General features: G+C 71.5%; 16 protein-coding genes. 6 read left to right on the top strand and 10 right to left on the bottom strand.

Translation table 11 applies throughout. From position 1 onward, the window contains the following. The first annotated feature begins 58 nt into the window (after positions 1-58). Positions 59-1090: a LacI family DNA-binding transcriptional regulator gene (locus tag K1T35_RS12260; protein ID WP_220260293.1), complete on the top strand. Its 1032-nt coding sequence runs from the start codon at positions 59-61 to the stop codon at positions 1088-1090. 65 nt (positions 1091-1155) lie between these two features. On the opposite strand, the gene K1T35_RS12255 is transcribed toward K1T35_RS12260, so the two are convergent. The 5 genes from K1T35_RS12255 to K1T35_RS12235 form a co-directional block, all read right to left on the bottom strand. Beyond that, the gene (locus tag K1T35_RS12255) at positions 1156-1761 is read right to left on the bottom strand and encodes a DJ-1/PfpI family protein (RefSeq protein WP_220260292.1); all 606 of its coding nucleotides are present in this window, start codon (positions 1759-1761) and stop codon (positions 1156-1158) included. Beyond that, entirely contained in the window at positions 1758-2642 is an 885-nt protein-coding gene (locus K1T35_RS12250) for a DMT family transporter (protein WP_220260291.1), read from the bottom strand. Before K1T35_RS12250 ends, K1T35_RS12255 begins: the two co-directional genes overlap by 4 nt. Further along, a complete protein-coding gene (locus K1T35_RS12245) occupies positions 2639-3151 on the bottom strand; it encodes a MarR family winged helix-turn-helix transcriptional regulator (protein WP_220260290.1) in 513 nt (170 codons plus the stop codon). The genes K1T35_RS12250 and K1T35_RS12245 overlap by 4 nt, the downstream gene beginning before the upstream one ends. Before the next feature lie 749 nt (positions 3152-3900). After that, a complete protein-coding gene (locus K1T35_RS12240; RefSeq protein WP_220260289.1) occupies positions 3901-4191 on the bottom strand; it encodes a hypothetical protein in 291 nt (96 codons plus the stop codon). A gap of 127 nt (positions 4192-4318) precedes the next feature. Further along, the gene (locus K1T35_RS12235) at positions 4319-4765 is read right to left on the bottom strand and encodes an excalibur calcium-binding domain-containing protein (RefSeq protein WP_255621799.1); all 447 of its coding nucleotides are present in this window, start codon (positions 4763-4765) and stop codon (positions 4319-4321) included. A gap of 213 nt (positions 4766-4978) precedes the next feature. Between K1T35_RS12235 and K1T35_RS12230 the strand changes: the two genes are divergently transcribed. Then, complete coding sequence (locus tag K1T35_RS12230; protein ID WP_220260287.1) at positions 4979-6667, top strand: hypothetical protein; 1689 nt, start codon at positions 4979-4981, stop codon at positions 6665-6667. A gap of 87 nt (positions 6668-6754) precedes the next feature. Here K1T35_RS12230 and K1T35_RS12225 read toward each other — a convergent pair whose 3' ends face one another. Then, on the bottom strand, positions 6755-6973 hold the full coding sequence (locus tag K1T35_RS12225; RefSeq protein WP_220260286.1) for a hypothetical protein: 219 nt from the start codon (positions 6971-6973) through the stop codon (positions 6755-6757). A 33-nt stretch (positions 6974-7006) separates the two neighbouring features. After that, the gene (locus K1T35_RS12220) at positions 7007-7255 is read right to left on the bottom strand and encodes a hypothetical protein (protein ID WP_220260285.1); all 249 of its coding nucleotides are present in this window, start codon (positions 7253-7255) and stop codon (positions 7007-7009) included. Positions 7256-7478: 223 nt separating this feature from the next. Between K1T35_RS12220 and K1T35_RS12215 the strand changes: the two genes are divergently transcribed. Further along, on the top strand, positions 7479-7748 hold the full coding sequence (locus K1T35_RS12215) for a hypothetical protein (RefSeq protein WP_220260284.1): 270 nt from the start codon (positions 7479-7481) through the stop codon (positions 7746-7748). A 59-nt stretch (positions 7749-7807) separates the two neighbouring features. Further along, positions 7808-8140 carry a hypothetical protein gene (locus K1T35_RS12210; protein ID WP_220260283.1) on the top strand — a complete coding sequence of 111 codons (333 nt, stop codon included), beginning with the start codon at positions 7808-7810 and terminating at the stop codon, positions 8138-8140. 10 nt (positions 8141-8150) lie between these two features. Here the strand turns inward: K1T35_RS12210 and K1T35_RS12205 are convergent, their stop codons facing one another. Beyond that, positions 8151-8654 (bottom strand): carbonic anhydrase, encoded by a 504-nt coding sequence (locus K1T35_RS12205; protein ID WP_220260282.1) that lies wholly within the window; start codon positions 8652-8654, stop codon positions 8151-8153. Positions 8655-8705: 51 nt separating this feature from the next. Here K1T35_RS12205 and K1T35_RS12200 point away from each other — a divergent pair, with 51 nt between their 5' ends. Together K1T35_RS12200 and K1T35_RS12195 are read left to right on the top strand one after the other, a co-directional pair. Continuing rightward, positions 8706-8981: a DUF6247 family protein gene (locus tag K1T35_RS12200; protein ID WP_255621798.1), complete on the top strand. Its 276-nt coding sequence runs from the start codon at positions 8706-8708 to the stop codon at positions 8979-8981. A 707-nt stretch (positions 8982-9688) separates the two neighbouring features. Next, a complete protein-coding gene (locus K1T35_RS12195; protein WP_220260281.1) occupies positions 9689-10054 on the top strand; it encodes a RidA family protein in 366 nt (121 codons plus the stop codon). An 85-nt stretch (positions 10055-10139) separates the two neighbouring features. Here the strand turns inward: K1T35_RS12195 and K1T35_RS12190 are convergent, their stop codons facing one another. Next, positions 10140-11066 (bottom strand): LysR family transcriptional regulator, encoded by a 927-nt coding sequence (locus K1T35_RS12190; protein ID WP_220260280.1) that lies wholly within the window; start codon positions 11064-11066, stop codon positions 10140-10142. A gap of 114 nt (positions 11067-11180) precedes the next feature. Next, positions 11181-12704 carry an alpha-N-arabinofuranosidase gene (locus K1T35_RS12185; RefSeq protein WP_370645351.1) on the bottom strand — a complete coding sequence of 508 codons (1524 nt, stop codon included), beginning with the start codon at positions 12702-12704 and terminating at the stop codon, positions 11181-11183. Positions 12705-12706: the final 2 nt, after the last annotated feature.

The following is a 12706-nucleotide window of genomic DNA, read 5'->3' as shown; positions in this document are numbered from 1 at the left end:
TTCCGTAAGCGCTTGCGTAGACTACGGTCGGCCTAGCGGGCTGGCAAGGGAGGCACCGATGCCCAAACCGCGGTCGGCGCCGCGCCTCGCCGACGTCGCGGCACGCGCCAGCGTGTCCATCGCCACGGCGTCCCGGGCGCTCGCGGGCCGCGAGGGCGTGAGCGAGACGGTCGCCGCGCACGTGCGCGAGGTGGCCCTGCGGATGGGCTACGTCGCCAACGTCCACGCTCGTACGCTCGCGGGCGGCGCCACGTCCACGGTCGGCTTGATCGTCCACGAGATCGGCGACCCGTACTTCTCCGAGATCGCGAGCGGCGTGATCGGTGTGGCGGCGGAGCGCGGGTTCTCCGTGCAGATCTGCCACTCGGGGCGCGACCCCCGCAACGAGCTGCACCAGGTCCGCACGCTCATCGCCCACCGCACCGACGCGATCATCGTGGCCGGGTCCGGCTACACCGAGCCCGCGATGCAGGCGGAGTCGAACGCCGTGCTCAGCGCGTTCCAGGAGTCCGGCGGGCGGGTGGCCGTCATCGGGCGCCACCACCTCGCGGCCGACGCCGTGCGCCCCGCCAACGAGGCGGCGGGCGCCGCCGCGGCCGCACACCTGCTGGAACTCGGCCACCGCCGGATCGGGGTGATCGCCGGTCCCCCCATCCTCACCACGGTGGCCGACCGGCTGGCCGGCGTCGGACGGTCGCTCGCCGCCCACGGGCTCACCCTGGACGACGTGCCGGTGCTGCACACCGACTTCACCCGCAACGGCGGCGCGTCCGGGGCCGAGCGGCTCGTGGCCGAGCACCCCGACCTCACCGCGCTCATCGCGCTGAACGACCTGATGGCGATCGGGGTGCTGTCGACGCTGCGCGCCCGCGGGATCGCCGTGCCGGGGCAGGTGTCCGTGGCCGGAATCGACGACGTCGCGGTCGCGGCCGACCTCGCCCCCAGCCTCACCACCGTCCGGCTCCCGATGACCGAGATGGGCGAGCTGGCCTTGACGATGGCGCTCAAACCGCCCTCGGCCCGCAGGAGGCGCAAGAACACCGGCCACGAACTGATCGTGCGCGACTCGACGGGCCCGGCACCGCGCTGAACCGGCGGCGCTCCCTCGATCCCATGTCACGCTCCATCCGACCTTGGACGTACTCGGCGCAGTGGTCAGGCCGGCTCGTCGGCCAGGTAGGGCGGAGCAGGCTCGTACTGGATCGTCCGCATGACCGCCCGGGCGTGCTCGCGGCCGTGGATGCGCCCGACCAGCCACAGCGCCATGTCGATCCCCGCGGACACGCCCTGGCTGGACACCAGGTTGCCGTCGACCACGTACCGGGCGTCGCGTACGACTGTGATGTCCCCGAGTCGCTCCAGCTCGTCCTCGAGGGCGCGTTCGGTGGCCACCCGGCGGCCACGCGACACGCCGGCGGCATGCATCAGGAACGCGCCGGTGCACACGCTCGTGGCCCACTCGGCGGTCGCGGCCGTGCTCGTGATCCAGCCCATGACGGCGGGGTTGGCCATCTCCGCCTCGATCCGCGAATGCGCCCCACCGGGGACGAGCAGCACGTCGAGCGGCGGGTGGTCGGCCAGCGTGTGATCGGGCACCACCCGCATCCCGTTGGCGCACCGGACGAGGCCAGGACGCTCGGCGACGAGCACCACCGTGTCGGCGCGGCCGCGGCGGCGCGAGGATCCGTGGAACACCTCCCACGGTCCGACGAAGTCGAGCTCCTGCACCCCGTCGAAGACGAGGATCCCGTACGTGGTCACCGGCGCGCCTCCGCCACGTCGTCCTTCGCGGGAGCGGACCGTGCGTCGGCAACGAGGCTGCCGACCACGAGCGCGCCGCCGACGAAGTCCAGCCACGTGAGCCGCTCCCCCAGCACGAGCACCGCGCCGAGCACGCCGAAGACCGGGATCAGCGTGAGGTAGGTGGCCGCCCGCGCGACCGGCATCCGGGTGAGGGCGGTGAGGTAGAGCCAGAACGGCAGCGCGTAGTTGAGCACGCCGGCCGCGGCGATCAGCAGGAGCTGACCAGGGGTCGCCGAGAGCAGCGGCCCGGCCAGCACGAACTGGCAGGCGATCACGAAGCCGAGCGCCCACACCTGCTGCGTGAGCGCGGCGGGGAGCGGCTCGACGGCCACGACCTGCTTCGAGGCCACCACGACGTACAGCGCGGCTGCGACGACGCCCGCGAAGATGAGCCCGTCGCCCGCCCACGACCCGTTGCCCCCGCCGGCCGAGAACGACACCAGCGCCGACCCCACGGTCGCAGCGGCGATCACGACGAGGAGCCGCGGCCGCGGCCGTTGGCGCAGCAGGGCCCAAGCGATGAGCGGCACCAACACCGGCTCGAGGCTCCCCAGCACGCTCGCGTTGGTCGCGCTGGTGAGCGCGAGCCCTGCAAGGGCGAACTGGTAGGAGATCCCGGGCTCGAGCAGCCCGACCCACCCGTGCCTCCATGCACCCGCGAGCCCGGCGCCCGTGGCCGCGCAGGCGACGGCCAGCACGCCGACGGAGGCGACCAGCTGCACCACCAGCGCCGAGCCGGGCGCCGCCCCCGTGACGTCGAGCGCGACCTTCGTGAGGACCAGACCCGCCGCCCACGTGGCGGCGCTCGCCACCATCAGCAGCGGCCCGCCCGCCCTCACGCGCCCGCTCCGATCGCGAGGGTGACCGGGCACCGGTCCTGCGGGCAGCGGTACTCGTCGCACAGCCGGCAGATTCGTTCCGCCGACTCCTCGTCGCCGGTGACCGCGACGAGGAGCGCCGAGACGATCCGCTCGACGTCAGCGCGCTCGGCGGGCGCGAGCCGCTCGATCGTGCGCTCCAGCCCGTCGATGCGGGCGTCGGCCTGCCGCTGCCACACCTCCTCCCCCGCGGGGCTGAGGTGCAGCGAGACCGTGCGGCCGTCCACGCCGGCGCGACGCTCGACGAGCCCGGCCGCGGCGAGCCGGTCGACGGTGCGCACGGTGCCGGGATGCGTGATCCCGAGCGCGACCCGTACGGCACCGATGCTGCAGCCGGGTGCCACCCCGACCGCGTTGAGGGCCGCCGCGTCGGTGGGTGCGAGACCGGACGACGCCGCGAGCTCGGCGATCTGCGCGTCGGCGAGGGCGATGCCCAGTGCGCCGAGGAGGTTTGCAGTCCGAGAACACATGAGTCAGTTATATAACCTGATTACATATCCGTCAACGCCCAGCTCCCACAGATCGGATCGACAGCTCGTTCCCAGCTACCGCCGACAAGGTCAGCGCCGGCCGCGGCGAGGGACCGCGGCCGGATCAGGAGATGAAGGACATGTTGGTTCTGCGGACCGGCCGTCGGTGGCTCCCCGTACCCCTCGCCGCGGCCGGCCTGGTCGCACTGGCCGCGTGCGGCGGCGGCGACAGCACGGCTCCGGCCACCGACCCGACCTCGACGGCATCGGCCGACGCCTTCGCCGAGTGCATGACGGAGCAGGGGGTGCCGGCACCACAGGGGGGAACGAGGATCACCGGCCCCGGTCCTGGCGAGCCGGGCCAGCAGCAGGGCGCGCCCGTGACCCGCGCAACGCGCCGCCTGCGCCCGACGGCGTCGATCCCGCGAAGTGGGAGGCGGCACTGGAGGCATGCGGCGACCTGGGCGTGCGCCGGACCGTCGCCCCGGGCTCGTAACCACCCCGCGACAGCCGTGGACGATCGATACCGCGGTCACGCCGGCCGTGGTCGCGAGTATCGGTCGTTCATCGCTACCCCTGCGATGATGAGCACCCGGTACGTCGGATCTTCAACCGAGCACGCCCAGGGGGGCGGCCGCGCAGGAACGTGACCGGATCGATGCCGGCCAGCGCCTCCGACAGCGGGTCTATGCGACACCACCCCGACCGCTCGAGACGAGCCAGTTCGGTGTCGCGGTGGCCGCCTGCCGTCACGGGGCGACGTCCACGGTCTCGTACACGCCCTCCAACTCGGTCGACTCGACGAGCTCTGCGAGCCGCGCCCGCGACTCGGGGTGGATCAGCCGCGGGATCGCCGCCCGGAACGCCGACATCCCGCCGTTGAACTGGATGACGGTCAGGATCCGGCGATCGTCAGCGGGATCCAGCGCGACCTCGGCTCCCGCCGGGTACGGCTCACCCCCATCCGGTGCCCAGGCCGTCACGAACTGCTCGACGGACACCCCTGGCCGCAGCCGTCGGGCGAACACCGCGATGATCATCCTGCCCTCCCTCCGCGAGGGCTCCCCCAGCTCGGTGGCCCCGCGCACCCGCCGAGATGGCATCCAGCGCTGTCCGATCTTCCCCTAACCGCGCTCACGGCCATCTCGGCCCCGGCTGCTCGCTGGATCAGCCGCGGTCGCAGCCTGTGCCGTCGCGGTCCCGATCCAGGTGGGACGCGTAGCCGGGCTCGCCCCGCCGGATCGGAGCGGCGTTCGCAGCGCGCACCGCGTCGCAGTTCTTGTAGTACACGGGCCCGCCGCCGCTGTCCTCGTCGTCATCGCGCTCCTCGGCAGCGGGCTGGGGCTGGGGGCGGGGCTGCGGACGCGGTGCGGGTTGCGGGCCCGGCGTTGGGGTCGGAGCGGGACGTGTCGTGGTTGGCGCGGGCCGGGCCGTCGTCGCGCCTGCGGCGGTGGTCGGGGCGGGCGCGGCGAGCGCCGGCTGAATCGGCGCGGGACCGGTGGTCGGGGCGATCTGCGCGGTGCCGGACACCGGCGCGTCGGTGCCGCCGCACTGCGCGGCGAGGGCGAGGACGGCGACCACGGCGGCAACACCACCGACCCACTTCGCTGCCATGACGGGATACCTCCTGGATCTGGGCAGCACGACGCGCCGTCCCATGAAGGGACGGTGGACGTGATGCAAACGGGGAGCGACCGGCCAGCGGCCGGGTTGCGCAGCAGTTCTCGCTCAGGGCGAGCGGCGCGTTACGCTCAGCACATCACGGTCGAGCGATCTTTGCGGGGCCCCCCTCGATCGGGAACTTTCGGACCTGCCAAGGTGGGCCGAGTGCGACTCGTGTTCGGCCCCGACGATCTGGAGGAGTACTCCGCCGTTCGCGACCGCCTGCGGCTGCACATCGTCGCGTGGGCCCGCAGGCGAGGCATCGCGGTGGAGCCGTCGCTCGTAGCGGCAGCCTTGGACCACAAACACAGCGTCGACGGCCGGCTCGGGCACTGGACCCGCCGGCACGTCGCCGATGCGCTGGCCGTGTGGTTCCCGCGTACGGTCGCGCTGCTCGAGGACGACCGCGACGCCGTTCCGACCGCGTTGCACGCCCTCGTCGGCTTCCTCGACGAACACGATTGGCTGGACTCGCGCTCGGCGCCCGCGGCAGAGCTCCACGAGCAGATCCGCGACTCCACGCCCGCGCTCCACGACGCCCTCGACGACGAGCGCAACCACGACCTCGGCACGTTCTGGGCCGTGCAGATGCTGCGCCACGGCGTGGCCACCGCCGATCCGACGGCCGTCGCGCGGTTCCTCCAGCAGGTGCACGCCGGCGAGCTGGAGATCGACCGCGGGGCGCTGGAGGAGATCCAGCGCCGGCACGCGGACGAGAGGCAGGAGCCGCCGCAGCCGGAGCTGCCCCCGGTGCTCCCGCCGAGCGCGGCACACATGCTCGCGGCCGCCGATTCGTCCGTCGCGCTCGCCCGGCTGCGCGCGTTCACGCGGTGGGTCCGCGCAGGCCGCGCGCTCACCCGCGAGGGACGGCTGCTGCTCACCGACGCCCGCGCCGTGGCCGACGCGCTGGATCTCGACCACTTCTCCCGCGACCGGGCCCGCACCAGCGACGACATGCCCGAGATCAGCCTGCTCCTGCACTGGGCCCGTCAGGCCCGCCTCGTCAGGGTGGTGCGCGGGCGACTGGTGCAGGTCCGCAGCGCCGCGCCGCTGCTGTCGCGGCCGATCGAGCTGTGGAAGCGCGCCTTCGAGGCCGTCGGCGGGATCGGTGAGCACTTCGGCGGCAGCAACGTGTTCGGGGCGCCGTCGCTGTTCGGGATGAGCCTCGGCGAGGCCTACCCGATCCTGCTGTACCAGCTCTACGCCGCGGGTGGAGAGCCGATCCCGGTGGAGCGGTTCCACCGGGCCGTGCGCGAGACCGTGAACGAGCGGATGGGCTGCGTCGTCGACGACCTCGCGGGCGACGTGGAGCACCGGCTGTGGCGCCGCGACGTCACCGCGCTGCTCGACGCCCTCGAGCTGCTCGGCGCCGTCCAGCTGTCGGAGACGGCCGGGGTGGAGGACGGCGAGGACATGGCCGAGCTCATCGCGCTCGCCGGGCGGGACGACCCCGACCCCACCCTCGTCGCGCTCACGCCGATCGGGATCTGGGCGGTGCGGGAGATGCTCGTAGAGCGGGGAGTGCACGCCCCGCTGGTCGGCGAGCTCGCCGACGAGGACATCGAGTACGTGTGCGTGCGCATGGCCGGCCTGAGCCGGGAAGTGGCCGAGGCCGAGCTCGCCGCATGGGTGCGCGCCCGCTCCGGCCGGACGGCGAGCCACGAGATCATGCGCTACCTGCAGCGGGTCGAGGTGCCTGTCCACCGCGAGCTGGCGCTCTTCGCGCTGTCGCGCTGCGGCGCGCCGGGGCGGGAGACGAGCCGCTGGCGGGCCCGCGTGAGCGCCGCGCTGCGGGCGCCGTCCAGCGGCGCCCAGCCCCGCGTCGAGTGCGACGCGCGGCTCGCGCGGCCCTGAGGAAGCACCCCAACCTCAGATCATCGGGTCAAGCGGCGGACGCCGGTTGAGCGGTCCTTGATCGCAACCGCGGCGCGGCTTCGCGGTTCAGCTTCCGCCTCCGCCGTCACCGCCCCCGCCGCCACCGTCCCCGGAGCTTCCGCCACCTTCGCCGCCCCAGAAGCTCCAGCCGCCGTCGGAGGAATCTCCGCCGTCGCCGCCAGAGAGGGCCGGATCGTTGCCGGAACTGGACCCGAACGCCCAGCCGACGGGCACGAGCCGCGCCAGCGCGAACACCACGACCCATCCCAGGGCGGGGCCTCCCATGAGGAGGATGACCGCTCCGGTACTGGTGTTCCACTAAGGCACGGGTTCCACCGGGACGGGCTCGATGTACCAGGCGCCGGGGCCGCCGACACACTCGTAGTCCGACCACCCGTTGTCCTCGAACCCCCGGTTGCCGGCCATCAGGCAGCTCAGTTCCTCGTCGTACGGACCGAGCGAGATGTGGTTGCCGTCGGCCGCGACGGCCAGCCCCACGCCTGTGGCGAGCAGACTCGCGACGACCAGGCCCACGATCGTTGCGGCGATTCGCGCTGAACGAGACACGTCGTCCCCTTCGAATGGTCGGTCGTGATGACGTGGACCATGCTCGGGAACGGGCCTCTCACTGGCGTTTCACCGCCGCTTCGGAGGCAGCCATCCTCTCCACACGATCGGGTGACACCGCTGCCACACTGTGACGGCGTGGCGCGGCCGCGCGACTACGGATGCGAATAGCAGCATCCGACCCGAGCGCCGAGAGCCGGAGCGCCGAGACAAGGAGCCCGACGTGGCCACGCCCGACCCCTACCAGCACTGGTCCGGGGCGCCGAAGCACTGGGTACACGTCCCGGCGCAACGCAACGGCCCACCCGGACCGGACGAGCTCGACGCGGCGGGCGGCAAGCAGAGCGGCGAGCCCGGCAGGGTCTCGCGCGGCGAGCTGGCCGTGGCCGCGATCGCGCTCGCGGTGGCCCTCGCGGCGCTCATCGTCATCGGCACGGGAAGCGCGATGACGAGCCCCGAGACACCTCCCGCGCAGGGAACATCCCTCCGCTGACCAGGTTCACAATCCCCTGTAACGGGGATCACAATCAGGTGCGAACCCTGGAGGTGGTCATGCGGACGATCGTCGCCCTGCTCGTCGCCGCCGCCTCGACGCTCCTGCTGCACGGGGTGGCAGCGGCTGCCGACGACGAGACGTACGTGATCAGCCGCTCGTGGAAGCTCACCTACGTGAACGGCGATCCGCGGATCGTGCCCTCCGTCGAGGACGACGTCATCGAGGTCAGCTGCCACAACGACGACATGATGCGGGACTGGAAGGTCAACGACGAGGACCTGGTGGCCGAGGCCAGGGAGAAGGCCGACGGCACCGGCGTCCAGGTGCAGCCCGAGTTCACCGGGAAGACGGAGATCCTCCGGATCACGGTCGAGTGCGAGAAGGCCTGATCGGCCGGGTTCAGTCGACGAAGACCTCGTCGAGCACGAACGCCTGGATGTCGAGCACGAACCCGCGCACCCGGGTGTCGGGGTGCAGGAAGGGATCGTGACGCAGCTGGGCGATGTCGCGCCGCACGCTCTGCGCGGGCTCCCGGAACGCGTGGGTGCGCCAGGACGGCCGCATCCCGGTCTCGGCCGCCAGCTCCTCGCAGAACTCGTCGTCGGTGAACGTGGCCAGACCGCAGCCGCTGTGCTGGACGAGCAGCACGTCGCGCGTGCCCAGCTTGCGCTGGCTGATCGTGAGGGAGCGGATCACGTCGTCGGTGACCACGCCGCCCGCGTTGCGGAGCACGTGCGTCTCGCCGATGTTCATGCCGAACAGGGCGAAGACGTCGATCCGGGAGTCCATGCACGTCACCACCGCCGTGTGGAGGGACGGCGGCACTGCCAGCCCCTCGGCGCTCGCGGCGGCGAGCCGCCCGCCGCCCGCTTCGTACCGCTTGATCAGCTCCTCGGCACTCACGGCGACAATTAACCACGGCCCGCCCCGATCGGCCGATCCTGCGCCCGCCGATTGCGGGCGATCTCACTGTCGGGTCGCCCGCCGCTGCTCCCCGTAGATGCCAGTGCGTTCGACGAGGCCTACGCCTCAGCGCTGACCGCCGCACGCGAGAACCTCGACCTCACCGACCTGTTCGCGTGCCTGGAGCGCTGGCGACGTGTCGCGCTGCTGCAGCGGGACCCGTCGCGGTTCGCCTCCATCGCCCGTCGCGCGGCAGAACGCCTCACCGGCCACGAAGTGCCCGCCGACGAGCCGCTGGCCGAGACGCGTCGCCGCGCCGGCATCTGACTTGTACCGACTCACCACCCACGAGCAGTCCCAGCCTCAGATCGAGGCGCTCGCACGCAACTCCCGTCCGGACCGCTGTGTTCGGCCCTCACGGACAAGGCCTCGTCACCATCTGATCCCGGAGCGAGACCGCCGGGTCGATTTGCTCGACGTGCTCCGGCTGGGCGGCTGAGGCCCGGATCGCTCGCGGCACGCCCGGGACAGCCTTCCGGGCCCCTGGGTCGCACTTCGGAACGATCTTGCGGGCCCGCAACCCGTGTCGGCCGACCCACCCCGTCGACGAGGGGCGTGAGCCGGAACGGGGTGCGCCCGTGCCGTCAGGCGCGGGACGGCTGCACCGCCGCGCTCATGATCGATCTCAGATGAGCTGAAGCCTACCCGGGCCCACCGGTGTCCCTCAGATCGTTAGATGTCGTCGTACGGTCGTGAGCCCACTGACCGTTGATCGCGATTGTGCGGGCAGTCATGATTGATCGAGCGATCGCAACCCGCGTAGAACGATGAGGCCCCCGTACGTGCCGGGCTTGGACCGAATCGCCGAATTCTGCACGCCGACGCTCGCGGGAGGGCCAGGGCGTTGACGAAGGGTGTCAATAGCTCACCGCCGTTGATCACAACGTCGATCTGCGCGCGCTGTATGACGTCAGCTGCACTACGGAGGGGAAACCAGAGAAATGCCCGGACGAGAGACTGTCGTTCCCGAGGACATGAAGGACGTTCATGAGCGTTTTCGGTATTCGCCCGGCGTGAAGGCCGGGCCTCTCCTGTTCATGGCCGGCCAACTGGGGCGCGACGAACACCTGAACGTGGTCGAGGACAAGGAGGCGCAGTTCGCTCAGGCGTTCGAGAACGTCGAGAAGGTCCTCAGTGCGGCCGGGGCCACGTTCGACGATGTCGTGGACATGATCAGCTACCACACGGACATGCGAGACCTGCAGCTCTTCATCGACGTGAAGGATCGGTTCTTCACGAATCCGGACCGGCTGCCGACCTGGACCGCGCTCGGCGTGGCCGCCTTGGCCATGCCGGGACTGTTCGCCGAGATCAAATGCACGGCGCTTCTGCCTGACTGATCTCCCGAAGCCGCGCGGAGACCGCCGACCTGATCGAGCGCGTCAGGCCGGCGGCCTGCCGCCACCTCGCCGTTCAGCCGCGGGATCAGGACTGGTGCGATCCTCGGCCGATGGAACCGGCCAGTTGCGCGAACTGTTTGATCGCGGATGTTTCGGCGGTAGCCGGCCACATCGTACGGGCTTCAAATGGTTTCCAGCCGTCAACCGGCACGAGCACCAGCTCACCGAGTGGCCAGGCAGCTGAAAGGCCCTGGGTGGTCAGGTGCGCCAGGCGGCCGTGCTCGCGGACGAGGTGGACGAAGAGTTCCTCGTTGTAGCGCAGGTCGCGGTGCTCACGCTCGATCGGTCGGCCTGCGGGTGTGGTATATGGCACCCAGGGCGCACTCATGCTCTCCATGCCGGTCACGTCGATGAAGGTCAGGTCGGTCAGCTGCTCGATGTTCAGCGGGCTGCTGCATGCGAGCGGGTGGGCCGGGTGGATGAGCACGGCGGGTTCGTCGAGGGCGATGATCGGGCCGGCGCGCATTCCGGTGGCTGGACGGTCGCGAGTGCCCGGTGGGAACCAGCCGACAACAGCGTCCAAGCCGAGCCCGACCCGCTTCTGGTACTGGAGGACGTCCAACTGGGTGACGTCCACCTGAACGATTCGGGTGCCCGGTTGCATCTTCTCGACTTTGACCCGAACCGCCTCGATCAGGGACGGCGGAATGGAGCGGCTGAATCCGATCAGCAGTTCCCGGGTACGTGCCGCAGCGGCTTGCCGCGCCTCAGCGAACGCCCGTCGCAGCTGTTCGTGAGCAGGGCGCACATCGCCGACAAGCTGCTCGCCGAGCGGGGTCAGCCGCACTCGGCGGCTGGTCCGCTCGAACAACCGTCCGCCGACCCGGCGCTCCAGGCCGCGGATCGTGTGGCTCACGGTCGCGGTGGCCAACCGCAGCCGTGCAGCGGCCCGACCGAAGTGGAGCTCCTCGGCCACGGCAATCAGCGCCTCGATCTCGCGTATCTCCACCACAGCGGCGATCCTGCCCCCACAGCCGGGGTCGTGTGACACCAATTCCCGCACCTCAGTTGTACGAACGGCACTTCCGTCCGATAAAGCGGTACGGAAGTGCCGTTCGTCCGATCGTCAGGCGCGGGACAGCTGCACCACCGCCCACGACAGCGGCGGCAGCGTCATCGTCGCCTGCCCGTCCGCGACCTCCACGCCGTCCAGCGGGCGGAGGCCGACCCGGTCGGGGTGCTGCTCGTCGTTGGTCGTGTGGCGGTCCTGCCCCTCGGCCGCCGCGAGCACCGCGGCGTGCTGCACGCGCAGCTCGCCGAAGCCGCGCACGCCGACCTCCACCGTGGCCGCATCCGTCTGGTCGCGGTTGGCCAGGAACAGCGCGACCACCCCGTTCTCGGCGTCCCACGTACCGGACGCATCCACCAGGTCGACGTCGCCGAAGCGGGGCGTCTCGTAGCGGTCGCTGTGCACCCGGACGTCCAGGATCTCCCCGGTTGCGCGCCTGCGGACCTGTTCGAACGGGTGCGCGATCGACTGCTTCCACGCCGGCCCACCGGGCTCGCTGCGCAGGAGCCCGATCACGTTGACCAGCTGCGCCTGGCAGGCCACCGTGACGCGGTCGCCGTGGCGAAGCAGGGAGTTGAGCAGGGTGCCGACGACCACGGCGTCGGTGATCGAGTACTCGTCCTCGATCACCCGCGGCGCCACCTCCCACCCGCTCTCGCCCTTGGCGATCGCGGAGTCGTGGTGGCGCGACTGGTACCAGACGTTCCACTCGTCGAAGGAGACGTCGATCCGCTTGCGGTGCTTGCCGCGGGCGCGCACGGCGTCGGCGGTGGCGACGACGGACTCGATGAAGACGTCCATGTCGCGGGCGCAGGCGAGGAAGTCGCCCGGGTGGTCGTGCTCCTGGTAGTAGGCGTGGGCGGAGATGTAGTCGACCTGGTCGTAGGTCTCCTCGAGCACCACCCGCTCCCACTCGCCGAACGTCGGCATGCGGGAGTTGGAACTTCCGCAGGCGACCAGCTCGATGGTCGGGTCGACCAGCCGCATGGCCCGCGCCGTCTCGGCGGCGAGGCGCCCGTACTCGGCGGCGGTCTTGTGCCCCACCTGCCACGGGCCGTCCATCTCGTTGCCCAGGCACCACAGCTTGACGTCGAACGGCTCGGCGCTGCCGTGGGCGCGGCGCAGGTCGGAGTACTTCGTGCCGCCCGGGTGGTTGGCGTACTCCAGGATGTCGCACGCCTCCTGGATGCCGCGGGTGCCGAGGTTGATCGCCATCATCGGCTCGACGCCGGCCGCCTTCGTCCAGCGCGCGAACTCGCCGAGCCCGAACTCGTTGGTCTCGATCGAGCGCCACGCCCGGTCCAGGCGCCGTGGCCGCTGGTCCTTCGGGCCGACGCCGTCCTCCCACTCGTAGCCGGAGACGAAGTTGCCGCCCGGGTAGCGCACGACGGTGGGGCCGAGCTCCCGCACCAGGTCGAGCACGTCGGTGCGCAGGCCGTCGGCGTCGACCTTCGGGTGGCCGGGCTCGAAGATTCCGGTGTAGACGCAGCGGCCCATGTGCTCGACGAACGAGCCGAACAGGCGCCGGGGAACCGGTGCGATCGTGAAGTCGGGGTCGATGGTCAGGCGTGCGCGGGGCAAGT

Source organism: Pseudonocardia sp. DSM 110487, assembly GCF_019468565.1.
Lineage (GTDB): Bacteria > Actinomycetota > Actinomycetes > Mycobacteriales > Pseudonocardiaceae > Pseudonocardia.
The sequence above is the reverse complement of the archived record's forward strand: the minus strand, read 5'-3'. Positions and strand labels throughout refer to the sequence as shown.